This window comes from Schlegelella aquatica, from assembly GCF_026013905.1.
Classification (GTDB): domain Bacteria; phylum Pseudomonadota; class Gammaproteobacteria; order Burkholderiales; family Burkholderiaceae_C; genus Caldimonas; species Caldimonas aquatica.
This window is the reverse complement of record NZ_CP110257.1, coordinates 2808256-2835000: the sequence shown is the minus strand read 5'-3', so window position 1 is coordinate 2835000 and position 26745 is coordinate 2808256. Positions and strand designations below refer to the sequence as shown.

Genomic DNA, 26745 nt, shown 5'->3' with positions numbered 1-26745 from the left:
TCTTTAACAATTCGTAGAGTCGAATCAGCGTTGCCGGCGGCGGCACCGGAAGGTGCGTGGAGCTGTCGGCGACAAGATGATTGCGTCACCAGACTTCAATTCGAACGCGAGCAACGCGTGAGAGTGAAGTGCGGCACAACGCGATACTCAATCGATCGAGCCATCGATCGAACGGTTCTTGACCGGGCGTCGGAAGACGTCAAAGTTATAGGGTCAAGTGACTAAGTGCATGTGGTGGATGCCTTGGCGATTACAGGCGATGAAGGACGTGGTAGCCTGCGAAAAGCTTCGGGGAGCTGGCAAACAAGCTGTGATCCGGAGATGTCCGAATGGGGAAACCCACCCGCGAGGGTATCGCTGTCTGAATACATAGGGCAGCGAGGCGAACCGGGCGAACTGAAACATCTCAGTAGCTCGAGGAACAGAAATCAACCGAGATTCCGAAAGTAGTGGCGAGCGAAATCGGAGGAGCCTGCACGATTTAGCCATCGACATATCAGAACGGTCTGGAAAGTCCGGCCATAGCGGGTGATAGCCCCGTATGAGAAATGTGGGTGGTGGAACTAGGCGTGCGACAAGTAGGGCGGGACACGTGGAATCCTGTCTGAAGATGGGGGGACCATCCTCCAAGGCTAAATACTCGTAATCGACCGATAGTGAACCAGTACCGTGAGGGAAAGGCGAAAAGAACCCCGGGAGGGGAGTGAAATAGATCCTGAAACCGCATGCATACAAAAAGTCGGAGCCTCGCAAGGGGTGACGGCGTACCTTTTGTATAATGGGTCAGCGACTTACATTCAGTGGCGAGCTTAACCGAATAGGGGAGGCGCAGGGAAACCGAGTCCGAACAGGGCGTTCAGTCGCTGGGTGTAGACCCGAAACCAGGTGATCTATCCATGGCCAGGATGAAGGTACCGTAACAGGTGCTGGAGGTCCGAACCGACTACTGTTGCAAAAGTAGCGGATGAGCTGTGGATAGGGGTGAAAGGCTAAACAAACCTGGAAATAGCTGGTTCTCTCCGAAAACTATTTAGGTAGTGCCTCAAGTATCACCGTCGGGGGTAGAGCACTGTTATGGCTAGGGGGTCATGGCGACTTACCAAACCATGGCAAACTCCGAATACCGATGAGTGCGAGCTTGGGAGACAGTGCACCGGGTGCTAACGTCCGGACACGAGAGGGAAACAACCCAGACCGCCAGCTAAGGTCCCAAAGATTGGCTAAGTGGGAAACGAAGTGGGAAGGCTAAAACAGTCAGGATGTTGGCTTAGAAGCAGCCACCATTTAAAGAAAGCGTAATAGCTCACTGATCGAGTCGTCCTGCGCGGAAGATGTAACGGGGCTAAGCCAGTCACCGAAGCTGCGGATCGTGGCAACACGATGGTAGGAGAGCGTTCCGTAAGCCTGTGAAGGTGTCTCGTAAGGGATGCTGGAGGTATCGGAAGTGCGAATGCTGACATGAGTAGCGTTAAAGGGGGTGAAAAGCCCCCTCGCCGTAAGCGCAAGGTTTCCTACGCAACGTTCATCGGCGTAGGGTGAGTCGGCCCCTAAGGCGAGGCAGAGATGCGTAGCTGATGGGAAACAGGTCAATATTCCTGTACCGCTCTGTAGTGCGATGTGGGGACGGAGAAGGTTAGCTCAGCCGGGTGTTGGATGTCCCGGTTTAAGCGTGTAGTCGTGGCCCTTAGGCAAATCCGGGGGTCTTAGATGAGGCGTGATGACGAGGCGGCTTGCCGCCGAAGTGAGTGATACCCTGCTTCCAGGAAAAGCCACTAAGCTTCAGCTACAGACGACCGTACCGCAAACCGACACTGGTGCGCGAGATGAGTATTCTCAGGCGCTTGAGAGAACTCTGGAGAAGGAACTCGGCAAATTGACACCGTAACTTCGGAAGAAGGTGTGCCCCGAGTAAGTGAACCCGTACAGGGGGAGCTGAATGGGGTCGCAGAGAATAGGTGGCTGCGACTGTTTAATAAAAACACAGCACTCTGCAAAGACGAAAGTCGACGTATAGGGTGTGACGCCTGCCCGGTGCCGGAAGGTTAAGTGATGGGGTGCAAGCTCTTGATCGAAGCCCCGGTAAACGGCGGCCGTAACTATAACGGTCCTAAGGTAGCGAAATTCCTTGTCGGGTAAGTTCCGACCTGCACGAATGGCGTAACGATGGCCACACTGTCTCCTCCAGAGACTCAGCGAAGTTGAAATGTTTGTGATGATGCAATCTCCCCGCGGAAAGACGGAAAGACCCCATGAACCTTTACTGTAGCTTTACATTGGACTTTGAACGGATCTGTGTAGGATAGGTGGGAGGCTTTGAAGTGCGGACGCCAGTTCGCATGGAGCCGACGTTGAAATACCACCCTGGTGCGTTTGAGGTTCTAACCTAGGCCCGTGATCCGGGTCGGGGACAGTGTATGGTAGGCAGTTTGACTGGGGCGGTCTCCTCCCAAAGCGTAACGGAGGAGTTCGAAGGTACGCTAGGCACGGTCGGAAATCGTGCTGATAGTGCATAGGCATAAGCGTGCTTGACTGCGAGACTGACAAGTCGAGCAGGTACGAAAGTAGGACTAAGTGATCCGGTGGTTCTGTATGGAAGGGCCATCGCTCAACGGATAAAAGGTACTCTGGGGATAACAGGCTGATACCGCCCAAGAGTTCATATCGACGGCGGTGTTTGGCACCTCGATGTCGGCTCATCTCATCCTGGGGCTGTAGCCGGTCCCAAGGGTATGGCTGTTCGCCATTTAAAGAGGTACGTGAGCTGGGTTTAAAACGTCGTGAGACAGTTTGGTCCCTATCTTCCGTGGGCGTTGCAAGATTGAGGGAGCCTGCTCCTAGTACGAGAGGACCGGAGTGGACGCACCTCTGGTGTACCGGTTGTCACGCCAGTGGCATTGCCGGGTAGCTAAGTGCGGAAGAGATAACCGCTGAAAGCATCTAAGCGGGAAACTCGTCCCAAGATGAGTCTTGCCGGGGCCTTGAGCCCCCTGAAGGGTCGTTCGAGACCAGGACGTTGATAGGCTGGGTGTGGAAGCGCAGTAATGCGTTAAGCTAACCAGTACTAATTGCCCGTGCGGCTTGACCCTATAACCTTGATGTTCTGCGCGAACCGCAAGAACCGACCGTATCGCCAAGAGCGTTCGACGCTCTGGCCGTGCGAAGCCCACCGTGCTTCGCCTGGTGGTGCAATCATCTTCTGCTGATCGATCCCCGGACACGACATCGTCCGTGATCGTTGCTCGACTCTGCGAATTGGTCGGCCCAGCCCCCCAAGGCTCGAGCCGGCGACAAGTTATGCCTGATGACCATAGCGAGGTGGTCCCACTCCTTCCCATCCCGAACAGGACAGTGAAACGCCTCAGCGCCGATGATAGTGCGGGTTCCCGTGTGAAAGTAGGACATCGTCAGGCTATTAACCCCTCAAACCCCCGCCGCACCTCATGCAGCGGGGGTTTGTTCTTTTTAGGGCTCGGTCCAGCAAAACGCCTGCGCACCGACCTCGCCCCCGCCGGTCGGGCGGGGCGGTGAGGGCCTCCGAAGGCGGGGGACAGGCAGGGCGGCCTATCGAACGGGGGCGAGGAGGCGTCGCGGAGACTCTGCGTGGCCCAGACCCGCGGGACGGTCAAGCATCGCCATCGGCGATGTCGTCTCCTTCCCGGCGGGCCGCGCCGCCTTCCAGCAGGGCAGACAGCAGGGCCTCCTGCCATTGGGGCCAAGGGGTCGACCCGAAGTACCGGCTGTGAATGAGGCCGAAGTAGGGAGTGTGCTCCATCCAGGACCGGAGGGAGGACAAAGGCTCGCGCTGGACTTCGAGCAGGTGGAACTTGACGAGCACTTTCGCGGCGTACCATCCGTGCTTCAAGGGGTCGCTGCGGAACTGAGCCAAGCGCCGATGCGCTTTCTCGAGGGCGGCGTCAACCTGCGAGAACGCGCTGCCGTGGCCGGGGATCACGCGTCGGGGACGGAGTGCCGCGATCAGATCGAGGCTCGCGTGCACCTCGTCGAGCGCCTGCTCGCCCTCGATCTCGGGAAAGACGACGCCAAAGCCGTTCTCCCACAGGGCGTCGCCGGAGATCAGTGTGCCGCTGTCGGGCTCAAACAGCATGACGGCGTGAGGGTCGTGGCCGGGGGCGGCGTGGACCTCCCAGGTGCGGCCCCCCCAGGTGTGTCGACTGCCGGGATGCAGGAGCTCATCGAACCGGAACGGTGCGCATTGCTGACCGGTGAACCGGTAGCTGAGGCGATCCAGGTCCCAGTGGCGTACGGCCTCTGCTTCTCCGGGGGGGATGGCGACGGGGCTGCCGAAGGCGTTCTGCAGGGCGGCGTTGCCTCCGCAATGGTCCGAGTGCAGGTGGGTGTTGACGATCCGCGCCAGCGGGCGGCCTTGCAGCGCGTGGCGCACCAAGGCCAAGGTTTGTGCCGCGTGGGTAACGTAGCCGGTGTCGACCACCACTCCCGGGGCGTCGGGCTCGGGCGGTAGCAGCACGATGTTGTTCGCCGAGAGCCACCCTCGCTCCAGCAGGACGATGCCGGCAGGCCACCCGCTTCCGAGGGCAATCATCGCGCGTGGGGCCGGGCATCGGGGCACCTGTGACGGTGAGCCCCCAAGACACTGCCGCCGGTGTGGCGGCCGCCGCCCGGCGAGGGGCGCAGCATCGTCATGCCACGGCGCCGCTCACTGGCTGCCGCGCAGTTCGCGGCGCAGGATCTTGCCGACGTTGGACTTGGGCAACTCATCGCGGAACTCGATGTACTTGGGCCGTTTGTAGCCGGTGAAGTTCTCGCGACAGTACTCCATGAGGTCCTCTTCGGCAAGCGCCGGGTCTTTCTTGACGACGAAGAGCTTGACCGCCTCGCCGGACTTGGCGTCGGGGACCCCGACCGCGGCGCACTCGAGCACGCCGGGGTGCATGTTGACCACCTGCTCGATCTCGTTCGGGTAGACGTTGAAGCCCGACACGAGGATCATGTCCTTCTTGCGGTCGACGATCTTGACGTAGCCGGTCTCGTCCATCACGCCGACGTCCCCCGACTTGAAGAACCCGTCGGCCGTCATGACCTTGGCGGTTTCGTCCGGTCGGTTCCAGTAGCCCGCCATGACCTGGGGCCCACGGATGCAGATCTCGCCGGGCTGCCCGAAGGGCACTTCGTTGCCCTCGTCGTCGCGGATGGACACTTCGGTGGAGGGAATCGGCAGGCCGATGGTGCCCGTGAACTGCGTGAGGTCGAGCCGGTTGCTGGTGACCACAGGCGAGGTTTCGGACAGGCCGTACCCTTCGACCACCGGGCAGCCGGTGATCTTCAGCCACTTCTCGGCGGTGGCAGCTTGCACGGCCATGCCGCCGCCGTTGCTGACCACGAGCTCGGAGAAGTCGAGTTTGGCGAACTCGGGGTCGTTGGCGAGCGCGTTGAACAGCGTGTTGACGGCCGGGAACATGTTGACGCGGTAGTTGCGCAGCGTCCTGATGAGGCCCGGAATGTCGCGCGGGTTGGGGATGAGCAGGTTCTTCATCCCCAGGCGCGCGCCCATCATGTAGCACACGGTGAGCGCGAAGATGTGGTAGAGGGGTAGCGCGCACACGACGGTGAGCTGCTTGTCGCCCAGCTTGTCCAGCACCGGCTTGAACCAGGCCTCGACTTGGATGATGTTGGCGACGACGTTGCGGTGCAGCAGCGTGGCGCCTTTGGAGACGCCCGTGGTGCCGCCGGTGTACTGCAGGAATGCGACGTCGTCGGCCTTGCATTCGACGCGGCGCAGGGAGAGGCGCGAGCCTTCGGCCACTGCGGCGTTGAATCGTGTGACGGTACGGCCGTGGTCGAGCGGCAGCTTGAACTCGGGCACCATCTTGCGCAGGTGCCGCACCGCGAAGTTGATGAAGCGGCCCTTGAACGGGCCGAGCAGGTCACCGAGCGAGGCCAGGACCACGTGCTTGACGGGGGTGTCGTCGATCACCTCCTGCAAGGTCTTGGCGAAGTTCTCGAGGATGATGATGGCCTCGGCGCCGGAGTCCTTGAGCTGGTGCTCGAGCTCGCGCGGGGTATAGAGCGGGTTGACGTTGACGACCGCGTAGCCGGCGCGCAGGACCGCCGGGATGGCGATGGTGTACTGCAGCACGTTGGGCATCATGATGGCCACGCGTGCACCGGGGGCCAGCCCCTTGTGTTGCAGCCACGCACCGAGCGCGGCCGACTGCTCGTCGATCTCGCGGAAGGTGATCGGGCGCTCCATGCACACCGCCGCAGTGCGGCCGGCGTACTTGCGGAACGCCTCTTCGAGCAGCTCGACCAGGCTGCGGTACTGGTTGATGTCGACCTCGGCCGGCACGTGAGGCGGATAGCTCTTGAGCCAGGGCTTGAGGGCGGATGCGGGAACTCCGTCGGCGATCTTCATGGGGCCAGATTGTTGAGGGCCGTGCGCGCCCCCGCCTACCGCAGTTTCCCTGAGCGGCCGTCACCCAGGCGACGCGACGGCGGGCAAGGAGGGTGGGGCCGGGGGGCGGAGGAGGCAGGGTCGAGGAGAGCGGGAGGAGACCGAGAACCGAGCCGGCGGGCGGAAGTGACCGGATTGACGCGCGCCGCTGCCCCTGGGGGTTTTGCCCCTGGCGGGATGCGGGTCGGCGCGTCACACTGCCCGAATGCGACGACGAACCTGGCTCAAGGTGGGACTGGGCTCTGCCATTGCCTTCGCGGTGGCCGGAGGGATGGTGGCCACGGTGCGTCCGGGCCTGGAAGGCGGCCGCCTCAGTCGCGGAGCCCGCGAGGTGCTGCGCGCCGTCTCGCTCGGGGTGCTGGACGGCAGTCTGCCGCCCGCGTCGGACCGGCGCGATGCCGAGCTGCTGGCGCAAATCGACCGATTGGAGCAGTACATCGGCGGCCTGCCGCCGGCGGTGCGCGCCGAGTTGTCGCAGTTGCTCGCGATCCTGGCGTCGCCCGCAGGGCGGGTCACGTTCGCCGGGTTGGACGCACCGTGGGGCGAGGCGAGCGTCGAGCAGGTACAAGCGTCGCTGGAATCGATGCGGCACTCGCGGCTGCTGCTGCGCCGGCAGGCCTACCAGGCGCTGCGGGACCTGACGGCTGGCAGCTACTTCTCGCAGCCGATCGCCTGGGGCGTGATGGGTTATCCCGGCCCCACCGACCTCTGACACTCCTGACCGATACCTCACGATGAGCCGATTGCCGGACCCGATCAAGCAGGGCCTTGCCCGAGGATGGAAAGTGGCGGGCGGGCCTCATGGACCGCTGCCGGCCCGCCTGACGTGCGACGTCGCGATCGTGGGCAGCGGGGCGGGCGCGGGCATCACGGCGGAGGTGCTGAGCCGCGCCGGACTGCACGTGGTGCTGGTGGAGGAAGGGCCGCTCAAGAGCAGCAGCGATTTCCGCCAGCGCGAAGAAGAAGCCTACCCGGCGCTGTACCAGGAATCGGCGGCCCGCAAGACGGCCGACAAGGGGATCACCATCCTCCAAGGCCGCTGCGTGGGGGGCTCGACGACGGTGAACTGGACGAGTTCGTTCCGCACGCCCCCGGCCACCCTGGAGTACTGGCAACGCCACTTCGGGCTCGACGAGATGAGCCCGGCGGCGATGCAGCCTTGGTTCGAGCGGGCCGAGCGCCGTCTGCATGTGGCGCCCTGGGCGGTGCCTCCCAACGAGAACAACGAGGTGCTGCGGCGCGGGGCCGCCCAGCTGGGGTTGGAGGCGCGCGTCATCCCTCGCAATGTGAACGGCTGCTGGAACCTCGGCTCGTGCGGCATGGGCTGCCCGACGAATGCCAAGCAATCGATGCTGGTGACCACGCTGCCGGCGGCGCTGGACGCCGGGGCGCAGTTGCTGGTGGAGACGCGGGCGGAGCGGCTGGAGCTGGCGCAGGGGCGCGTGGCCGCGCTGATCTGCCGGGCGGTGCGCCCGGACGGATCGCCCCTCGGCCCGGAGACCCGCGTCGTGGCGACGCACTACGTGGTGGCGGGAGGTGCGATCAATTCGCCGGCGCTGCTGATGCGTTCGAAGCTGCCTGATCCGCACGAGCGGCTGGGGCGGCGCACCTTCTTGCACCCGGTGGTGATCTCGGCGGCCACCTTCGAGCAGCGGGTCGAGGGCTGGCAAGGGGCGCCGCAGTCGATCTATACGGACCACTTCCTGCACACGCAACCGATCGACGGGCCGATCGGCTACAAGCTCGAGGCGCCGCCGCTGCATCCGGTGATCTTCGCGACCACGATGTCGGGCTACGGGCGTGAGCAGCTGGAGATGCTGAAGCTCTTTCCGCACGCCCAGGTGCTGATCGCGCTGATGCGCGACGGCTTCCACCCGCAATCGCCCGGGGGCGTGGTGGCCTTGCGCGACGACGGCAGCCCCGTGCTGGACTACCCGCTCAACGACTTCGTCTTCGAGGGGGCGAGGCGAGCGCTCCTGAGCATGGCCGAAATCCAGTTCGCCGCGGGCGCCCAGCAGGTGCTGCCGGTGCATGAGCGCGCCCAGCCGTGGACGAGCTGGGCCGAGGCGCGGCGGGGGATCGCCGAGTTGCCGATGGAGCCTCTGTTGCTGCGCGTGGTGAGCGCCCATGTGATGGGCGGCTGCGCCATGGCCGGCAGCGAGAAGCTGGGCGTCGTGCGGCCCGACGGGCGGCACTGGCAGGTCGACAACCTGAGCGTCCACGACGGTTCGCTCTTTCCGACCAGCATCGGTGCCAATCCGCAGTTGTCCATCTACGGCCTGGTGGCCAAGCTCTCGACGGGCCTGGCCAAACGGCTGAGCGGCCGTGAGGTGATACTCGCCTGATGCTCGCCCGTCTCCAACGCGCGTTCACCTTGTGGCTGGTGTTCACCGCCGCAGGCTGGGCCGCGGTCTGGGCCACCCGCGGGCGCCCTGGCGTGGCCGTGGCGGGGGCGGCGCTGTGCCTGTTCGGCTATGCGCTGGTGCTCGCAGTGGAGTGCCTGCTCGCGGCCTGGGCGAACCGGCGCGACCCGGCGCCGCCCGCAACGGCCGTGCAATGGCTGCGGGCGTGGTGGGGCGAAGTGTGCACGGCGCCCCGGGTTTTCAACTGGCGACAGCCGTTCTTCTCGAACCGCGTGCCGGATGCGCCCCAGGGCCGGGGGCGTCGCGGGGTGGTCTTCGTGCACGGCTTTCTCTGCAACCGCGGCTTCTGGACGCCTTGGCTCGAGCGGTGCCGCGACGAGGGCATTCCTTTCGTCGCCGTGAACCTGGAGCCGGTGTTCGGCCGGATCGACGAGTATGTGGAGATCGTCGAGGCGGCGGTGCGTCGGATCGAGGCGGGCACGGGCCTCGCGCCGGTGCTCGTGGCGCACAGCATGGGAGGCCTGGCTGTGCGGGCCTGGTTGCAGGCCCGCCAGGCGGATGCACGGGTGCATCGTGTGGTGACGATCGGCTCACCGCACCGCGGGACTTTCCTGGCTCGACACGCGCGGGCGTCGAACGCGAGGCAGATGCGTTGGGGCAGCCGCTGGATCGAGGCGCTCGCGGCCGCCGAGCCGCCGCAGCGCTACCGGCGTTTCACCTGCCTCTACGGCCATTGCGACAACATCGTGTTCCCTGCCTCGACGGCGGTCCTGCCCGGTGCCCGGACGGTGCACCTGGAAGGCGTGGCCCACGTGGCGATGGCCTTCCATCCCGTCGTGTGGGAGGAGGTGAAGCGCGCGCTGCGTGCGGCGCCGTCCTGGGTCAGCGGCGAGCCGGCCGGGGGCCGTCGGCCGGCGCCGGGCGGCTTGCCGGAAGACCCCAGGGGCGGTTCGCGCTTCTCTTGAGCGGCTCGCCGGGGCCCGAGCCGGGCCCCGGGGCGGTCAGCGGGCGGGCGAGAGCAGCGTCTCGCCGGGCAGCACGGTGCCGGCCGCGATCTCGGGTTGCGCGCGCACGCGCTCGTAGATCGGCGTGAAGTCCGGCTCGGTGGCGTCGAACAGCTGCTGGAAGGAGTCGATGACGAAGTACGTCGCCTGGTAGGTGTCGATCTTGTAGCGCGTGCGCATGATGCGCTCCAGAGCGAAGGGCACCCGATGCGGCTCGGGCGAGCACACGCTGTAGCGCAGCTCGCCGGCCGACGACAGGATGCCCGCGCCGTAGGCGCGCACGCCGTCGTCGCTGCGGATGAGGCCGAACTCGACCGTGTACCAGTACAGCCGGGCCAGCATCTCGCACGCCCCGAGCCGGCTCGCCTTGAGCCCGCCGGCCCCGTACGCCTGCATGTAGTCGGCGAAGACCGGGTTGAACAGCAGCGGCACGTGGCCGAACAGGTCGTGGAACACATCCGGCTCGACGACGTAGTCGAACTCCTCGGGCTTGCGGATCCAGTTCGTGACCGGGAAGCGCCGCTCGGACAGCAGCTTGAAGAAAGCCTCCTCGGGGATGAGTCCGGGCACCGCGACGACCTGCCAGCGCGTCAGGCGGTACAGCCGCTCGCTCAGCTCGTCGAACCGGGGGATGCGGTCGGGGCGGCCGAGGTGCTGCACCGCCTCGATGAACTCGCGGCAGGCCAGGCCGGGCAGTTGCGCGGCCTGGCGCTCATAGAGCCGCCGGTACAGGTCGTGCTCCTCGGCGGTGTAGGCCTCCCAGTCCTGGTCGCAGGTGTAGTCCGGCCGCGCCCGGGCGTAGTCGCCGCGGGGCGGCCGGTCGCCCTGGCCGTAGGTCACGGGCGCGACGCCCAGGTTGATGCCGCTGTGGTGATCGACGGTCTGTGATTGCATGGCCGCCTCCTTCGCCCTCAGGCGGGCTGCTTGTCGTCGACCTTCAGCACGCCGCGGCGCATCTGGTCGAGCTCGATGGACTCGAACAGCGCCTTGAAGTTGCCTTCGCCGAAGCCCTGGTCGCCCTTGCGTTGGATGAACTCGAAGAAGATCGGGCCGAGCTGGTTCTCGGAGAAGATCTGCAGCAGCAGCGCGCCGGGCTTGCCGTCGATGAGGATCTTGCGCTTGTGCAGCTCGGCCACCGGTTCGCCGTGGCCGGGGATGCGCTTGTCGACCAGCTCGTAGTAGGTGTCGATGGTGTCGAGCAGCTTGATGCCGTTCTCGCGCAGCTTGTCCACCGTGCGGTAGAGATCGGTCGAGCCCAGCGCCACGTGCTGGATGCCTTCGCCGCGGTACATGTCCAGGTACTCCTGGATCTGGCCCGGCTTGTCGTTGCCTTCCTCGTTGATCGGGATGCGGATCTTGCCGCAGGGGCTGGTCATGGCCTTGCTCTTGACGCCCGTGACTTGGCCTTCGATGTCGAAGTAGCGGATCTCGCGGAAGTTGAACAGGCGCTCGTAGAACTCGGCCCACTCGGCCATGCGGCCGCGGTGCACGTTGTGGGTGAGGTGGTCGATGTAGGTCAGGCCGTGACCGACGGGATTGAGCTCGGCGCCGGGCAGCGGCTCGAAGTCCACGTCGTAGAAGCCGATGTTGCCGATGTCGCCTTCCTTGGCGCCGTTCTTGCCGCGCCACTTGTCGACCAGGTAGATCAGCGAGTCGCCGATGCCCTTGATCGCCGGGATGTTCAGCTCGCCGGGGCCCGCTTGGCCGGCGTATCCCCAGGCGCCGAGGGAGATGGCGCGCTCATAGGCGGCCTTGGCATCCTGCACACGGAAGGCGATCGCGCAGATGCTGGGGCCGTGCAGGCGGGCGAAGCGCTGGGCGAAGGAGTCGGGCTCGGCGTTGATGATGAAGTTGATCTCGCCCTGGCGGTACAGCGTGACGTTCTTGTGGCGGTGCTTGGCGATCGCCTTGAAGCCCATGCGCTCGAACAGCTGCCCCATGGCCACGGGGTCGGGGGCGGCGTACTCGATGAACTCGAAGCCGTCGGTGCCCATCGGGTTGTCCCAGGGGGTGAATTCCATCTCGGTCTCCTTGCCTGATCGGCCGCGGCGCAGTGCCCGCGGCGGGATTGATTGAGGTAGCTCAAAACTGTAGGCAAGGCGGGGCGCAGTTTTCCTGCAAATTGCACAAGCCTGCGCGCCGCAACGCAAGAAACCTGTGAAAATTAAAGAATGTCAACAGAAGTCCAGCTTGACGCAATCGATAGGCGCATTCTTCGCGCGTTGCAAGCCGACGGGCGGATGACCTATGACCAGCTCGCCGGCGAGGTCAACCTCTCGCCCTCGGCCACGCTGCGCCGCGTGCGGCGGCTGGAGGAACTGGGGGCCATCGCCGGCTACATGGCGATCGTGCCGCCGGAGCGGGTGGGGCTGGGGCTCACGGCCTACATCAACGTGCGGCTGGAAAAGCACACCGAGACGCACAAGCGCAATCCGATGGACCTGTTCCGGGCGGCGGTGCAGACCTGGCCCGAGGTGGTCGAGTGCGTGGCACTGACGGGCGAGATGGACTACCTGCTGCGGGTGGTGGTCGAGGACATGGCGCACTACTCGCGCTTCATCATGGACACGCTGCTCAAGCATCCCAGCGTCGAGGACTGCAAGACGAGCTTCGTGCTCGACCGCGTCAAGCACCTGGCGGCGATCCCGGTGTAGCGTCGCGCGACGCCGACTGGCGGCGCTCGAGCACGACGGCGAGTTCGAACCAGCCTGCCGGGTGCGCCACGCGCGCGTAGGGGGGCTTGGGCCACGCCCACCGCGGCTCGGGGAAGAGGGCGCGCATCGCGGTGATGTCGCAGTGATACGGGGGGCCGTCGATGCGCCCTTCGTCGGCCTGCGCGCGCCTCGCCTGCATGAACAGCGCGTAGAGCCGGCCCCCGGGCCGCAGCCAGCGGTGGAGCGCCTCGGCGTACGCCACCCAGTGGTCGGGGTGGAGCGCACACAGGCAGGTCTGCTCGTACACGGCGTCCAAGGCAGCGGCAGGCTGCCAGCGCAGCACATCGGCTTCGATCACGCTGGCGCTCAGACGCCGTTCGAGGAGCAGCTCGCGGGTGCGGGCGACGGCCGCGGGGGCGTAGTCGATGCCGACCACGTCGTAGCCGCGCTCGGCCCAGGCGGCGACGTCCCAGCCGCTGCCGCACCCCGGCACCGCCACGCGGGCCCCGGCCGCGGGCAGGGCGTGCTGCGCCTCCCAGGCCTCCAGTTGCGGGCTGGGGCCGCCGCGGTCCCAGGGAGTCTGGCCCTGCTCGAAGCGGGCCTGCCAGAAGGAGATCGTCGGGCCGTTCATGCGACGCATGGTAGCGTCTGCGCGTGCCGGCAGGCGCTCTGCGGCTCCGTGGGCGGTGCTCAGTCGGTCGCGTCGAGCTCCATCAGCTTGTGGCGGGCCGCCTCGGGCGACAGGCTGAGGAGCTCGGCCACGTCGCGCACGTCGTCGGGGACGGCGGCGTTGTCCCAGCCGTGCTGCGTGTGGCGTGCCACGCGGATCGCCAGCAGCACGTTGCGCACGGCCGGGTCCGCGGTCTGCCGTTCGTCGGTCAGGCGCACCAGCGTCTCGGGCAGCTTCCACACCCGCATCAGCGACTGCTCGAGCTGCGGCAGGGTCACGTTCAGGACGGCCTGCTGCACGGCCGCCGAGCGCAGCGTGGGATCGCGGCGCTGCCGCTCGCGGATCTCGAGCGCGAGGTCGGGCCCATGGCACCACAGCAGCATCTCCGAGAAGCCGTGCAGCAGCGCGGCTTCGTGGAGCATCGCGGCGTCGGCGTCCATGCGGTGCACGGCGAAGCCGAGCGAGAAGGTGGCGGCCCTCGCGGCGCGACGCATGACCTGCTCCAGGCCCTCCAGCGCGTCGGGGCGGCCGTGCAGGAGCTCTTCGGTCGTCAGCAGCCGGTCGAACGCGCGAAAGAAGGGCGCGATGCCGATGAAGACCAGCGCCGCCGTCACCGTCTCTGCCGCGCCGGCGTAGTGCGCGGGCCGCACTTGGGCGGCGTAGGCGAGCAGTTGCAGCGTCATCAGCGGGTCGCCCGTGAGATGGTCGGCCAGCGTGCTCGCGTCCAGCTCATCCTCGCAGGGGCGCAGGGCCTCGATGGCGGCCGCCGTGTGCGGCAGCACCGGGATCGGCTGCTCGCGCAGGTACGCGGTCCAGGCGGCCAGATCGGGCAGAGGGTGGATGAGCATGCGCAGGCTCCTTCGCTCCTCGGGTTTTCGGCTGCTCGGCGCAGGACTTGAGGGCGCTCGTGTCAAGGAGCATCCGTGCCGAGGAGCCGGCGCCCCCTGCGTTGCGGGTGGGCACACAAGGTTACGGCGGCGCAAGGGCCGAATTTCCATACTGGGGATTCCGATCCACGACAACCATCAGGAGGACCTCATGCGACGATCGCTTCTCGCTACGGCCGCAGCAGCCGTTCTGGCGACGGCGGCATCGACCGCGGCGGCCGCGAGCTATTCCTACTCGTTCACGCAGCTCCTCGACGGCACCACCATCGCGCCGGTGGCCTCGCTGACGATCGAAGACGTCGCCGGCGGCGCACGCTTCACGCTGGTGGGCGAGTTCGACGAGTGGGGCAGCTCCGCCTTCCTGGGCGGGCTGGAATTCAACGGCCCCGAAGGGACGGTCGAAGGGCTGTCCGGCAACGCGATGCGGATGGAGCCGACCTACGGCAGCCACACCAACGCTTCGTACACCTTCACCTGGGAGGTGCGCTTCCCCGTCTCCAACGCGCCGGGCTCGGACCGCTTCCTCAACGGTGATTCGGCGAGCTGGACCATCCTGGGTGACGGCATCCACGCCGGTTCCTTCGCGGGGACCGCGCTCGTCCACTTGCAGGGCTTGGGCCCCAACGGGGAGGACTCGCTCAAGGTGACGACGATGATCCCCGAGCCTTCGACCTACGCGCTGTTGCTCGCCGGCCTGGCGGGCACCGGGCTGTGGGTGCGTCGCCGGCAGCGACTGAGCGAGTGACGCGGATTATTCTCTGCGTGAATGGGGCAGATCACGGATATAAAGTGGAAGCGCACTGGGGTTTACCCTAGATTCCCGTCTGTGGAGGCGAGCGGCCTCCCAGAAAGGAAACTGCGATGACCACTTCCGTCCTGCCCCGTCCTGCCGTCATGCCCTTCCAGGGCGCCCGTCCGGGCTTCGCCCGTACGCTGTGGACCGCACTCGAGGCCGTCGGGCGGCAGCGCGCTCGCCGGGAACTGCTGCTCCAGGCGGAGCGCTACGGGTCGAGCCGGCCCGAGCTCGCCGCCACGCTGCGCCGCGCCGCCCTGGACTTGTGACCCTGCGTGCCCGCCACGCCGCGGGCACGCTCATTCGGGCTCCGGCATCTTGAAGGCGGCAGCGAGTTGCTGTTGCACCGCCGGCGGCACGGCCGCGTGGTGCGAGAACGCGATGGTGTACCGCCCTTGGCCGCCGGTCAGGGAGTTGAGCCGGGTCTGGTAGCCGTTGAGCTCCGCCAGCGGCGCCTGCCCCAGCACGACGGCTTGACCGGAGCCGTCGAGCCGCTGCCCGGTCACGATGCCGCGCCGCGCGAGCAGATCGCCGGTGATGTCTCCGATGCACGACTCCGGCGCCGTGATCTCCAGGTCGACGATGGGCTCGAGCACTTGGGGCCCCGCCTTGAGGGCGGCGTCGACGAAGGCCTTGCGGGCGGCGGTGACGAACGCGACTTCTTTGGAGTCCACCGAGTGGTGCTTGCCGTCGTAGACGACGACGCGCACGTCTTGCACCGGGTGGCCCGACACCACGCCTGTCTCCATCGCCTGGCGCACGCCCTTCTCCACCGCCGGCATGAACTGCGCCGGGATCACGCCGCCTTTGACCTCGTCCACGAATTGAAAACCGCTGCCCGGGGGCAGCGGTTCGACGCGCAGGAACACCTCGCCGAACTGGCCGGCGCCGCCCGTCTGCTTCTTGTGGCGGTGATGGCCTTCGGCGGGGCGGGTGAGCGTCTCGCGGTACGCGATGCGCGGCGGGCGGGTTTGCACCTCACAGCGGTGCACTTCGGTCAGGCGCTCCAGCAGCACGCGCAGGTGCAGCTCGCCGAGCCCGTACACGACGGTCTCGCGCGTGGCGGCCACCTGTTCGAGTCGCAGGCAAGGGTCTTCCTCCACCAGCTTTTGCAGCAGGTCCCACAGGCGTTGTTCGTCGCCGCGGCGTTTGGGCTCGATGACGATGCCGTGGACCGGCACGGGGAAATCCAGCGGCTTGAGATGGATGTGCGCATCCTCGGCCGCATCGTGCAGCACCGCGTCGAAGTGGATCTCGTCGACCTTGGCCACGGCGCAGATCTCCCCAGGCCCGGCGCGCGGGATTTCGACGTGCTCCTTGCCCTGCAGCAGGAAGAGGTGCCCCACCTTGAACGGCTTGCGCCCGTCGCCCACGTAGAGGAGGCTGTCCCGGGTGACCGTGCCCTGGTGGATGCGAAAGACGCCCATCTTGCCCACGTAGGGGTCGATCGCGACCTTGAACACGTGGGCCAGCACATGGGCTTGGGGGTCGGGGCGGGCCGTCACCGGGCGGGCATTCGGGCCGGTGCCTTCCAGGAACTGCGGCGGGTTGCCTTCGGTCGGGTTGGGCATCAGCTGCACCAGCACGTCCAGCAACTCGGCGATGCCGGCGCCGTGGCGCGCCGAGGTGAAGCACACGGGGATCAGGTGCCCTTCGCGCAAGGCCTGCTCCAACGGTGCGTGCAGCTCGCGGGTATCGACGTCGCCGTCGTTCAGGTAGCGCTCGACGAAGGCCGCGTCGACTTCGACCACCTGCTCGACGAGGGCCCGGTGGGCTGCTTCCACCGAGGAGAAGTCGGCGACGCCGCAGGGGTTGAAGAAGCAGTCCACCACGCGTGTGCCGCCGTCGGCCGGCAGGTTGAGGGGCAGGCACTCGGTGCCGAAAGCGGCGCGGATCTCGTCCAGCAGCCGGGGCAGATCGACCCGCTCGGCGTCGATGCGGTTGACGACGATCATGCGGGCCAGACCTCGGCCGGCGGCCCATTCCATCATGCGGCGCGTCATCGGCTCGATGCCCGTCGCGGCGTTGACGACGATGGCGGCCGTCTCCACCGCCTCGAGCGCCGGCAGGGAATGGCCGAGGAAGTCCGGCGAACCCGGCGTGTCGATCAGGTGCACCCGGGTGCCCTGGTGGTCGAGGTGCATCACCGAGGCGGCGAGCGAGTGCAGCATGCGGCGCTCCAGCGGGTCGAAGTCGCCCACCGTGGTGCCGCGTTCCAGGCTGCCGGGCGCGCCGATCATGCCGCTGCGATGCAGGAGCGCTTCCGCGAGGCTGGTCTTGCCCGCGCCCGCCGCCCCGACCAGCGCCAGGGTGCGCAGGGTTGCAGGCTCGAAGCCGTTGGAGGTGAGGGTCGCCATCGCGCGCTCCTTGCCTGCGCTGTGGGCTCGCGGTGTGCGCGGGCAGCAGGCCGGGCTAGGTTACGCGATGCGCGCAAGCGGCACAAGTGAACGACTGCAACGCCCCGGCGCGGCCCCGGCCACCGGGCGGGTTCAGTCGCGCATGGGGCGGTCCCGGAAGATGCGCGGGTCCATCAGCTTGAGATCGGGCGCCACGGCCACCGGGGCGGCACAGCGGTCCAGCACCTCGCGCCGCACGTCCAGCCCGGGCGCCACCTCGACCAGCGTCAGGCCCTCGTCGCGCAGTTCGAACACCGCCCGCTCCGTCACGTAGAGCACGTCGCGGCCCAGGCTGCGCACGTAGCGACCGTTGAAGCTGAGGTGCCCGACCCGGGGCACGAGCTTGGGCACACGCCCTTCGCGCTCGATGCGCAGTTCGCCGTCGCCGGCGCGCACCTCGAGCCCTTCGGCCGTGAGGGTGCCCATGAGCACGACGCGCTGGGCCGACTGGCTGATGTTGATGAAGCCGCCCACGCCCGCCACCCGCCGACCGAAGCGGCTCACGTTCACATTGCCCTCGGGGTCGAGCTCGGCCATGCCCAGGAAGGCGATGTCGATGCCGCCGCCGTCGTAGAAGTCGAACATGGCCGCGTGGTCGATGATGGCCTCGGGGTTGGCACTGGCGCCGAAACTGAGCAACTGGGCCGGCGTGCCCCCGATGGGGCCGGCCTCCACCGTGAGCGTGAAGTCGCGGTGCTGCTCTTCGCGCGCGATCACCCCCAGGCCGGCCGGCATCCCCACCCCGAGGTTGACGACGGGCGCGCGCAGCTTGGCGAGCTCCAGGAAGGCGCGGCGCTGGACGATCTTGCGCACGTCCAGCGGCGGCGCGACGAAGGCGTGCTCGGGTTCGCGCACTTCTCCGGTGTACGCCGGGTTGTAGGCTTCGCCGAAGGTCATCCAGTGGTCGTCGGGGTTCTCGCAGACGACCACGTGATCGACGAGGATGCCCGGCACGCGCACGAGGTTCGGGTTCATCGTGCCCGCGCGCGTGAGCCGCTTGACCTGCGCGATGACGGTCCCGCCGCTGTTGCGCGCGGCCTGGGCGATGGCGAGCAGGTCCTGGTGGAAGGGCTCGTGCTCGGTCGTGAGGTTGCCGCGCTCGTCGGCGGTGGTGGCGCGGATCAGCGCGCAGTGCACGGGGAACGAGGGGTAGAAGAGCAGCTCCTCGCCGCCCAGGTGCACCAACTCGACCACCGACGCAGTGCTGCGGGCCGTCAGCCGCGCGCCGTCGTGACGCGGGTCGACGAAGGTGTGCAGGCCGATGCGGGTGACCACGCCCGGTTTGCCGCCCGCGATCGCGCGGAACAGGTGCGCGATGACGCCCTGTGGCAGGTTGTAGGCTTCGATCGCGTTGCGCTCGACCAGCTCGCCCAGGCGCGGGGCCGAGATCCAGTGGCCGCCGATCACGCGACGCACGAGCCCCTCGTGCCCGAAATGGTTCACCCCGCGCTGGCCCTTGTCGCCCTGGCCGGCGGCGTACACGAGCGTGAGCTCGCGCGGCTGGCCTTCGGCCAGGAAGCGCCGCTCCAGGGCCGCGGTGACCGCCTCGGCGTGGCCCGCGCCGACGAACCCGGCGGTGACCACGGTCCATCCGGGTTGGATCAATCGTGCGGCTTCGTCGGCGGAGAGGAGCTTCATCGGATCGTGGTCGTCGCAGGAAACCCCCCAGTATGCGCCGCAATGGGCGGGCGGGGTGTCGCCTGTGCGCGCGAGGGGATGCCGCCGGCCCGCGATGCGGAACGCCCGGCATGGGGACTTGCTCGCATGGGCAGCGCGTGGGGCGCTTCCTAGACTGAGGCGTTCGGAACCGAAGCGGAGGACACGAATGCACCGACAAGCACGCCGCGCCGCGAGGCGGACCTTCCTGCGATGCGCCGGCGGATGGGCCGCGGCGCTCGCGCTGCCGGTGCAGGCCCAGGGCGGCTGGCCCGGCAAACCCATTCGCGTGGTGGTGCCGTACCCGCCCGGCGGGTTCACCGACGTCACCGCCCGCCTCATCGCCCAGGGGCTGCAGCAGCGGCTCGGCCAGCCCGTCCACGTGGAGAACAAAGCGGGCGCCAACAGCATCATCGGCGTGGACGCGGTCGCCAAGGCGCCCGCAGACGGCTACACGCTGGGGGTGGTGATCGCCGCCTATGCGGCCAACACGACGCTCTACCCCAAGCTGCCCTACGATCCGGCGAAGGATCTGACGGGCGTATCGCTGATCGGCGTGTCGCCGCTGGTGGCCGCCGTGAACAACGAGGCGCCGTTCAAGACCGCGAAGGAGCTGATCGCCTATGCCAAGGCGCATCCCGGCAAGATCAGCTTCGGCTCGTCGGGCAACGGCTCGGCGGCGCACCTGACGACCGAGCTGCTCAAGGCCGTGACCGGCACCTACATGGTCCACATCCCTTACCGGGGTGCCGCGGCGGCGTTGACGGACCTCATCGGCGGTCAGATCCAACTCTTCTTCGACGCGGCCTCGGGCCTGATCGGCCCCGGCAAGCAGGGCAAGGTGCGCCTGATCGGCGTCGCCAGCGACAAGCGGCTGCCGGCGCTGCCGGAGGTGCCTACCTTCATCGAGCAGGGCATTGCCGGCTTCACCGGCAGCACCTGGGCCGGCATGATCGCGCCGGCCGGCACGCCGGCCGAGATCGTGCAGCGCCTGGCCGACGAGGTGGGCCGCATCGTACGCAGCGACGAGGTGCGCCAGCGGCTCGAAGCGATGGGCACGGTGCCGGTGGGCGGATCGCCTCAGGCCTTCAACGAGTTCATCGCGGCCGAGACGAGGAAGTGGGGCGAGGTGATCCGCCGCGCCAAGGTCACGCCCGACTGACTACTGGAACGCCACTTCGGCGAAGCTGCGCAGCTTGCGGCTGTGCAGCCGGTCCATGCGCTGCTGGCGCAGGATCTCCACGGCGCGGATGCCGATGCGCAGGTGCTGGTCCACCCGCTCCCGGTAGAAGTGGTTGGCCATGCCGGGCAGCTTGATCTCGCCGTGCAGCGGTTTGTCGGACACGCACAGGAGCGTGCCGTAGGGCACGCGGAAGCGGAAGCCGTTGGCCGCGATGGTGGCGCTTTCCATGTCGAGCGCGATCGCGCGGCTCTGGCTGAAGCGTCGTTCCGGCGTGCGATGCGGCAGCAGCTCCCAGTTGCGGTTGTCCACGCTCGCCACGGTGCCCGTGCGCATGATGCGCTTGAGCTCGTAGCCCTCCAGCCGCGTGACCTCGGCCACCGCGCGCTCGAGCGCCACTTGCACCTCGGCCAGCGGCGGAATGGGTACCCACAGGGGCAGGTCCTCGTCCAGCACGTGGTCCTCGCGCACGTAGCCGTGAGCGAGCACGTAGTCGCCCAACTGCTGGCTGTTGCGCAGGCCGGCGCAGTGGCCAAGCATGATCCAGGCGTGAGGGCGCAGCACGGCGATGTGGTCGGTGATCGTCTTGGCGTTGCTGGGGCCCACACCGATGTTGACCATCGTGATGCCGGTGTGGTCGGCGCGCACCAGGTGGTAGGCCGGCATCTGCGGCATGCGGGCCGGCGGCACGCCGGAGAGTTCCTCCTCGGCCGTCAAGGGCTGCGCCCGGCGGGTGACGACGTTGCCCGGCTCGACGAAGGCGATGTAGTCGTCGGTGTCGGCAGGCGCGGCGGGGTTCGGCGCGCGTGACATCAGTTCGCGGCCCAGCTTCACGAACTCGTCGATGTAGAACTGGTAGTTCGTGAACAGCACGAAGTTCTGGAAGTGCTCCGGCGCCGTGCCCGTGTAGTGGCGCAGGCGGTGCAGCGAGTAGTCGACCCGGGGCGCGGTGAAGAGCGCCAGCGGGAAGGGCTCGCCGGCCAGCGGCTCGTAGGTGCCGTTGGCGATGCCGTCGTCCATCGTCGCCAGATCCGGCAGATCGAAGAGGTCGCGGATCAGGAGGCGCCGCTCGGCGGGCAGGGAGCCCTCGAGGTGGTCGTCCTCGGCGAGGCTGAAGTGCAGCGGGATGGGCTGCTGGCTCAGGCCGACCTCGATGGGCACACCGTGGTTCTTGATCAGCAGGGCGAACTGCTCGAGGTAGTAGTTGCGGAAGAGGTCGGGGCGGGTGAGCGTGGTCTCGTACGTGCCGGGCCCGGCCACGAAGCCGTACGCCAGGCGCGAATCGGCCCGCGCCACTGTCTCGGTGCGCACGCGCACGTAGGGGTAGCAGGCCCGCACGCGCTGGGCGAACGACTCGCCCGCGACGAAGCGGCGCAGGGCGTCACGCAGGCTCGCTATCGAGTGCTCGTAGATCTCGATCACGCGTCGGAGGGCGGCCTCGGCGTCCGTATAGCGCGCCGGCTCGAAGGAGGCGAGGGGCAGTGCTTGGTGTGACATGCCGCGTTTATACCGGGCGGCGCGACCGCCATCCCCGCACAGCTGCGTCCGCATCGGGGCCTCCTGCCGCGCGAGATGGCCTCCCCGCACCCGTGCCGGCCCGCGGCGGGCCCGAAGACTCAGCGCAGTGTCGCCAGATTGGGGGGCGGCGTGCCAGGGCGCGACTGCGCCAGGGCCACCGGCGGCTGCGGCGGCTCGGGCGGCACGATCCCCGCTGCGGCGCGCTCGCGGCACAGGCCGCGGCTCTCGGCCTCCGGCAGGGCTGCGCATCGCGCGGCCAGCTGCCCCCGCACTTCGCTGGCGAGCTGCTGGCGAGCCGCGCGGTCCACCGCGCCTTGCACGACGTGGCAATAAGCGGCGAAGGTCACCAGCGCGGCGGCCCCGGCCACGGCGGCCCAGCGATGCTCGCTCCAGCGGGGCAGCAGGCCGCGTGCGATCGCCGCCTCGTGCCAGCGCGCAGGGCGGGGCCTGGGTTCGCGCGACAGGCGGCCCCTCATCGCCACGCTCCTGGCTGGGGCCGCTCGCTCGCGACGCCCTCTTCCCACAGGGCGAGTTGCACCTGGGGATGGGCCGCCTCATAGCCGAGCGGTGGGGTCTCGGTGGGTGCGGCGTTCGCGGGGGAGGGCGGGGTGGCGGCACGGCTGCGTGCCACCCAGCGCTGCGCGACGGTGAGCCAGTCGGTCTTGTCGTTGGCCATGTCGGGGTCTCCTTGGCGGTGCAGCCGCCGAGCTGCTTGCAGCCAATGCTGGACCGAGCACACAGTCGCAGCTGTCGGGGGCGGCAGCCTGTGCGGGTCGGAATCCTCCGACACGCCGGGGCGGCGCGCAGAGTGCGCGGGAGGGCCGCGAGAGGGCTGCGAGAGGGCTGCGAGAGGGCTGCGAGAGGGCCGCGAGAGGGCTGCGAGAGGGCACGCGCGGCCCCCGTCGCCACCGAGGTTTTTTATCAGCTGGTTGCTGCGCGGCGTGGCCGGGCGTGCTAGCGTTGAGGCGAGAGCCGGTCGGCCCAGGCCGACGACTCCCGGCGACCAGCACGCGCTGGCCGCTCGTGCTTTCGCGGGAGTGCGGTGATGACGAAGAGGGCGCTCTACAGCAGCAGTGCCCGCCCTCCACCCAGGGCGGCGGCGGGGACGGCGCGCGCGGCCCCCGCGGGGCCAGCGGCTCCCGCGCCCCCCTCCGCTGCGCCCGATGCGAGGCCCGCTTCGCACGACGCGCCGGGCAGCTCCGTTCCCGCAGGCGCGCGCCGCCAGCCCCCGCGCCCGTGGGGCTGGGCGTTCGCCGCGCTCGTGCTGACGGTGATGCTCGCGTTCGCGGCGCAGGGCTGGCGGCCGATGCCGCGACCCCTCACCCAGAAGGACATCGACCAAGCCGTCCTGCACACGCTCACGACTCAGGTGCTGCCTTCGCCCGCCGCCCAGGCGTACGAGAAGATCCGCCGCTCAGTCGTGCGGGTGCGCGGGCTGTCGGTGCCGGACGCCAAGGGCGAGCAGAAGCAGTTGGGCGTGGGCACGGGCGTGCTGGTGGCCGACCAGGGCTTGGTGCTGACCAACTTGCACGTGGTCGTCGCTGCGCCGAGGCTGGAGGTGGTCTTCGAGGACGGGCACACCTCGGTGGCCGATGTGGTGGGCACGCAGCCCGAGCACGATCTGGCCGTGATCAAGGCCCGCAACCTGCCCGACGATGCTCAGCCCGCCACGCTGCGCTCGACCGCCGATCTCGCGGTGGGTGACCAGGTGGTCGCGGTCGGCTTTCCCTTCGGCATCGGGCCTTCGGCGAGTGCCGGGGTGGTGTCGGGCCTGCGCCGGGAATTCCGCTCCCCCGAGGGCGAGCGCCTGCTCACCAACCTCATCCAGTTCGACGCGGCGGCCAATCCGGGCAGTTCGGGCGGCCCGCTCGTGACGATGGACGGCGAGGTGGTCGGCATCGTGACGGCCATTCTCAACCCCACCGAGCACCGGGTCTTCGTCGGCATCGGCTTTGCTGTGCCGATCGAGAACGCGGCCGCGGCGGCCGGGATGCCTCCCCACTGACGTCTCACCGAAGGAGCTTCGATGGAGCCCACTGCACTGTCCCGACCCGCCGAAGTCGCCGAGCGCATGCAGCGTCTGCTGTACGAGGTCAAGCGGGTCGTCGTCGGCCAGGACCACTTCCTCGAGCGGGTGATGGTGGCCTTGCTCGCTCAGGGGCACCTGCTGGTGGAGGGGGTGCCGGGCCTGGCCAAGACGCTCACCGTCAAGACGCTCGCGCAAGCGCTGCAGGGCACTTTCAAGCGCATCCAGTTCACGCCGGACCTGGTCCCGGCGGACCTGGTCGGCACGCGCATCTACAACCAGAAGACGGGCGAGTTCGCCACCTCGCTCGGCCCGGTGTTCGCGCACCTGCTGCTCGCCGACGAGATCAACCGTGCGCCGGCCAAGGTGCAAAGTGCGCTGCTGGAGGTGATGCAGGAGCGGCAGGTCACCATCGCCGGCGAAACGCACCGGGTGCCCCAACCCTTCCTGGTGATGGCCACGCAGAACCCGATCGAGACCGAAGGCACCTACCCCTTGCCCGAGGCCCAGGTGGACCGCTTCATGATGAAGGTGCTGGTCGGCTACCCGAGCGAGGAAGAGGAGTTCGTCATCGTGCAACGCGTGACCGGCGCCGCGGTGGACGTGAGGCCCGTAGTCACGATGGAAGAACTGCTGGATCTGCAGCGCGAGTGCCGCAAGGTCTACGTCGATCCCTCGCTGATGCAGTACGCCGTCAAGCTCGTGGCCGCGACCCGGTTTCCCCAGCGCTATGGCTTGCAGAACATCGCGGGTCATCTGACCTTCGGCGCCAGCCCGCGTGCCAGCATCTGCCTGATCGAAGGGGCGAGGGCGCTGGCGCTGTTGCGTGGCCGGCCCTACGTGTGGCCGGAGGACATCGTCGATCTCGTGCCCGACGTGCTGCGGCACCGCATGGTGTTGTCGTACGAGGCGCTGGCCGAGTCGCTCACGGCCGATCACATCATCCGACGCGTGCTCGACAAGCTGCCGGCACCGCCCAAGCCCCTGCAGAACCATGTGGCGACGGAAACCGCCTCCGCCTGAAGCTGCGCCGCCGCCGGCCACTCCGGCCGCGGTGCTTCGCACCCGCGACGCCGAGCGCGTGCTGCGCGGTCTCGAGTGGACGGTGCTGCGGCGCCTCGACGGCTGGCTCGAGGGCGACTACCGCACGCTGTTCCGGGGGCTCGGGCTGGACCTCGCCGACTTGCGGGAGTACCAGTACCACGACGACGTGCGGCACATCGACTGGAACGTGACCGCACGGATGAGCAGCCCCTACGTGCGGCAGTTCCACCAGGACCGTGAGGCGAGCGCGTGGTTCCTGCTCGACGTGAGTCCTTCGGTGGACTTCGGGACCGCCGGGCGCACCAAGCGCGACGTGCTGGTCGATGCGGTGGCCGTCTTCGGTCGCCTCGTCGGCAGCCACGGCAACCGGGTGGGGGCGATCCTCTACGACCGTGACGTGGAGGCGGTCGTCCCGGCCCGCGCCGGCCGGGGGCCTTTGCTGCAGTTGCTGCACCGCCTCGTGGCACCGAGCCGCGCATCCGGCGGCGAGCGGAGCCGATCGGCACGGGGGGGCGCTGCGGGCCCCACCGATCTCGGGGCGCTGCTGCGCCATGCCGACGCGGTGATCCGCCGTCGCTCGATGGTGTTCGTCGTCTCGGACTTCATCTGCCCGCCCGGCTGGACGGCGGCGCTCGGGCGGCTCGTGCAACGGCACGACGTGCTGGCGATCCGTCTGGTGGACCCCCTGGAGCGCCAGCTGCCGGACGTCGGCCTGCTCGTCATGCAGGATGCCGAGACCGGCGAGCAGTTGCTGGTGGACACCCACGGGCGCGGCTTCAGGCGCCGCTTCGAGGAGGCGGCGGCCGCGCGCGAGGAACAGTTGCGCATCGCCTTCGGGGATGCAGGGGTGGATGCGCTCGAGCTCTCCACCGACGAGGACATGCTGCACGCGGTGCGGCGTTTCGTGGAACTGAGGCGCACCCGTCTGCGACTGGCGACGGGTGGCCTGCCTTCTGCGCCGACGGCCGCCGACGGGGCGGGCCCCGGCCTTCGGGCCGCTGCGCGGCCGGGTGCGCAGTCGGGCGCTTAGGAGACGGTCATGGTGTCGTTCATGTGGCCGGAGATGCTGCTGACCCTGGTGCTGGTGCCGGTGGCCCTCATGCTGTACCTGTGGCTGCTTGGCCGACGCAAGAAGCAGGCGGTGCGGTATTCCGGCCTGGGGCTGGTGCGCGAGGCGATGGGGCGTGGCCCCGGCTGGCGCCGCCATGTGCCGCCCGCCCTGCTGCTGCTCGCGCTCACGTTGCTGCTGATCGCCACCGCCCGGCCGTCGATGCGTCTCGTGCTGCCCTCTCAGCAGCGCATGGTCGTGCTGGCGATGGACGTGTCGATCAGCATGCGCGCGACCGACGTGGAGCCCACCCGCATGGCCGCTGCGCAGGCGGCTGCGCGCGAGTTCATCGAGGCGCAGCCGGCCTCCACGCGCATCGGCCTCGTGTCGTTCGCGGGCTCGGCCGCGCTGGTGCAGCCGCCCACCTTCAGCAAGGACGACCTGCTGGCCGCCATCGACCGCTTCACCTTCCAGCGCGGCACGGCCGTGGGCAGCGGCATCCTCATCTCGCTGCAGACGATCTTCCCCGACCTGGACATCGACATGCGCACGGTGGACCCCCTGACCGGCCTGCGCGACTCGAGGCAGGGCATGCCGCTCGGCAGCGAGGCCCGGGACGCCAAGCCCGCCCCGCCGCCGCCCAGCGAGCCCGGCTCGTTCAAATCGGCGGCCATCATCCTGCTCACGGACGGACAGACGACCACCGGCCCCGATCCGCTGGCCGCGGCCCGGCTCGCCGCCGACCGCGGCGTGCGGGTCTTCACCGTGGGCGTGGGCACCGACAAGGGCGAGATCCTCGTCGGCGAGGGGTGGTCGGTGCGCGTGAGGCTCGACGAGGACTCGCTGCGCAACATTGCCAAGATCACCGGCGGCGAGTACTACTACGCGGGCACCGCGGGCGAACTCAAGAAGGTCTACCAGGAGCTCGGGTCCCGCCTCACGCTCGAGCGGCGCGAAACCGAGGTGAGTGCGATCTTCGCGGGGCTGGGCGCGGTGCTGATGCTTGTGGCGGCGGGCCTGTCCCTGCTGTGGTTCCACCGGGTGGTGTGACGGCGCCGCGGCGACGTCACCTCCGC

Annotated in this window: 22 protein-coding genes and 2 rRNA genes; 13 read left to right on the top strand and 11 right to left on the bottom strand. The window is 68.2% G+C overall.

The window, feature by feature from the left end:
- The first annotated feature begins 211 nt into the window (after nt 1-211).
- Both OMP39_RS12935 and rrf read left to right on the top strand, forming a co-directional pair.
- A 23S ribosomal RNA gene (locus tag OMP39_RS12935) occupies nt 212-3086 on the top strand.
- Nucleotides 3087-3297: 211 nt separating this feature from the next.
- Nucleotides 3298-3410: ribosomal RNA gene (gene rrf, locus OMP39_RS12930) — 5S ribosomal RNA — on the top strand.
- 212 nt (nt 3411-3622) lie between these two features.
- On the opposite strand, the gene OMP39_RS12925 is transcribed toward rrf, so the two are convergent.
- Both OMP39_RS12925 and OMP39_RS12920 read right to left on the bottom strand, forming a co-directional pair.
- Nucleotides 3623-4561, bottom strand: a complete 939-nt coding sequence (locus tag OMP39_RS12925; protein ID WP_264892131.1) for an MBL fold metallo-hydrolase — start codon at nt 4559-4561, stop codon at nt 3623-3625.
- A 114-nt stretch (nt 4562-4675) separates the two neighbouring features.
- Nucleotides 4676-6391 carry a long-chain-fatty-acid--CoA ligase gene (locus OMP39_RS12920; RefSeq protein WP_264892130.1) on the bottom strand — a complete coding sequence of 572 codons (1716 nt, stop codon included), beginning with the start codon at nt 6389-6391 and terminating at the stop codon, nt 4676-4678.
- A 244-nt stretch (nt 6392-6635) separates the two neighbouring features.
- On the opposite strand from OMP39_RS12920, the gene OMP39_RS12915 reads away from it, so the two are divergent.
- From OMP39_RS12915 to OMP39_RS12905, 3 genes are read left to right on the top strand one after another with little or no spacing between them, the layout of a single operon-like run.
- A complete protein-coding gene (locus OMP39_RS12915; protein ID WP_264892128.1) occupies nt 6636-7142 on the top strand; it encodes a hypothetical protein in 507 nt (168 codons plus the stop codon).
- 22 nt (nt 7143-7164) lie between these two features.
- Entirely contained in the window at nt 7165-8775 is a 1611-nt protein-coding gene (locus OMP39_RS12910; protein WP_264892127.1) for a GMC family oxidoreductase, read from the top strand.
- Entirely contained in the window at nt 8775-9758 is a 984-nt protein-coding gene (locus OMP39_RS12905; RefSeq protein WP_264892126.1) for an esterase/lipase family protein, read from the top strand. The genes OMP39_RS12910 and OMP39_RS12905 overlap by 1 nt, the downstream gene beginning before the upstream one ends.
- Nucleotides 9759-9794: 36 nt before the next feature.
- Here the strand turns inward: OMP39_RS12905 and phhA are convergent, their stop codons facing one another.
- Complete coding sequence (gene phhA / locus OMP39_RS12900) at nt 9795-10691, bottom strand: phenylalanine 4-monooxygenase (protein ID WP_264892125.1); 897 nt, start codon at nt 10689-10691, stop codon at nt 9795-9797.
- Between the two features lie 17 nt (nt 10692-10708).
- Nucleotides 10709-11818 carry a 4-hydroxyphenylpyruvate dioxygenase gene (hppD, locus tag OMP39_RS12895; RefSeq protein ID WP_264892123.1) on the bottom strand — a complete coding sequence of 370 codons (1110 nt, stop codon included), beginning with the start codon at nt 11816-11818 and terminating at the stop codon, nt 10709-10711.
- Between the two features lie 150 nt (nt 11819-11968).
- Between hppD and OMP39_RS12890 the strand changes: the two genes are divergently transcribed.
- On the top strand, nt 11969-12451 hold the full coding sequence (locus tag OMP39_RS12890; protein ID WP_264892122.1) for an Lrp/AsnC family transcriptional regulator: 483 nt from the start codon (nt 11969-11971) through the stop codon (nt 12449-12451).
- Here OMP39_RS12890 and OMP39_RS12885 read toward each other — a convergent pair.
- Both OMP39_RS12885 and OMP39_RS12880 read right to left on the bottom strand, forming a co-directional pair.
- Nucleotides 12423-13082, bottom strand: coding sequence for a methyltransferase domain-containing protein (locus OMP39_RS12885; protein ID WP_264892120.1), 660 nt, complete (start codon nt 13080-13082; stop codon nt 12423-12425). The genes OMP39_RS12890 and OMP39_RS12885 overlap by 29 nt on opposite strands.
- 59 nt (nt 13083-13141) lie before the next feature.
- Entirely contained in the window at nt 13142-13969 is an 828-nt protein-coding gene (locus tag OMP39_RS12880; protein WP_264892119.1) for an HDOD domain-containing protein, read from the bottom strand.
- A gap of 190 nt (nt 13970-14159) precedes the next feature.
- Here OMP39_RS12880 and OMP39_RS12875 point away from each other — a divergent pair, with 190 nt between their 5' ends.
- Both OMP39_RS12875 and OMP39_RS12870 read left to right on the top strand, forming a co-directional pair.
- The gene (locus tag OMP39_RS12875) at nt 14160-14753 is read left to right on the top strand and encodes a PEP-CTERM sorting domain-containing protein (RefSeq protein ID WP_264892117.1); all 594 of its coding nucleotides are present in this window, start codon (nt 14160-14162) and stop codon (nt 14751-14753) included.
- Nucleotides 14754-14869: 116 nt separating this feature from the next.
- Nucleotides 14870-15070 (top strand): hypothetical protein, encoded by a 201-nt coding sequence (locus tag OMP39_RS12870; RefSeq protein ID WP_264892116.1) that lies wholly within the window; start codon nt 14870-14872, stop codon nt 15068-15070.
- Nucleotides 15071-15100: 30 nt separating this feature from the next.
- Here OMP39_RS12870 and fusA read toward each other — a convergent pair whose 3' ends face one another.
- Nucleotides 15101-17158: an elongation factor G gene (gene fusA, locus OMP39_RS12865; RefSeq protein ID WP_264892114.1), complete on the bottom strand. Its 2058-nt coding sequence runs from the start codon at nt 17156-17158 to the stop codon at nt 15101-15103.
- A gap of 132 nt (nt 17159-17290) precedes the next feature.
- Complete coding sequence (locus OMP39_RS12860; protein WP_264892112.1) at nt 17291-18835, bottom strand: acyl CoA:acetate/3-ketoacid CoA transferase; 1545 nt, start codon at nt 18833-18835, stop codon at nt 17291-17293.
- A 187-nt stretch (nt 18836-19022) separates the two neighbouring features.
- Between OMP39_RS12860 and OMP39_RS12855 the strand changes: the two genes are divergently transcribed.
- Nucleotides 19023-20015, top strand: a complete 993-nt coding sequence (locus OMP39_RS12855; protein WP_264892111.1) for a tripartite tricarboxylate transporter substrate binding protein — start codon at nt 19023-19025, stop codon at nt 20013-20015.
- On the opposite strand, the gene OMP39_RS12850 is transcribed toward OMP39_RS12855, so the two are convergent.
- From OMP39_RS12850 to OMP39_RS12840, 3 genes are all read right to left on the bottom strand, one after another.
- Complete coding sequence (locus tag OMP39_RS12850; protein WP_264892110.1) at nt 20016-21530, bottom strand: AMP nucleosidase; 1515 nt, start codon at nt 21528-21530, stop codon at nt 20016-20018.
- Nucleotides 21531-21649: 119 nt separating this feature from the next.
- Nucleotides 21650-22027, bottom strand: coding sequence for a hypothetical protein (locus OMP39_RS12845; RefSeq protein ID WP_264892109.1), 378 nt, complete (start codon nt 22025-22027; stop codon nt 21650-21652).
- Nucleotides 22024-22227 (bottom strand): hypothetical protein, encoded by a 204-nt coding sequence (locus OMP39_RS12840; RefSeq protein WP_264892108.1) that lies wholly within the window; start codon nt 22225-22227, stop codon nt 22024-22026. The genes OMP39_RS12845 and OMP39_RS12840 overlap by 4 nt, the downstream gene beginning before the upstream one ends.
- Before the next feature lie 630 nt (nt 22228-22857).
- Between OMP39_RS12840 and OMP39_RS12835 the strand changes: the two genes are divergently transcribed.
- From OMP39_RS12835 to OMP39_RS12820, 4 genes are read left to right on the top strand one after another with little or no spacing between them, the layout of a single operon-like run.
- Entirely contained in the window at nt 22858-23556 is a 699-nt protein-coding gene (locus OMP39_RS12835; RefSeq protein WP_342454861.1) for a S1C family serine protease, read from the top strand.
- Between the two features lie 21 nt (nt 23557-23577).
- Nucleotides 23578-24600: an AAA family ATPase gene (locus OMP39_RS12830; RefSeq protein ID WP_264892105.1), complete on the top strand. Its 1023-nt coding sequence runs from the start codon at nt 23578-23580 to the stop codon at nt 24598-24600.
- Entirely contained in the window at nt 24572-25651 is a 1080-nt protein-coding gene (locus OMP39_RS12825; protein WP_425340636.1) for a DUF58 domain-containing protein, read from the top strand. The genes OMP39_RS12830 and OMP39_RS12825 overlap by 29 nt, the downstream gene beginning before the upstream one ends.
- A gap of 12 nt (nt 25652-25663) precedes the next feature.
- The gene (locus OMP39_RS12820; RefSeq protein WP_264894575.1) at nt 25664-26719 is read left to right on the top strand and encodes a VWA domain-containing protein; all 1056 of its coding nucleotides are present in this window, start codon (nt 25664-25666) and stop codon (nt 26717-26719) included.
- The last annotated feature ends 26 nt before the right edge of the window (nt 26720-26745 follow it).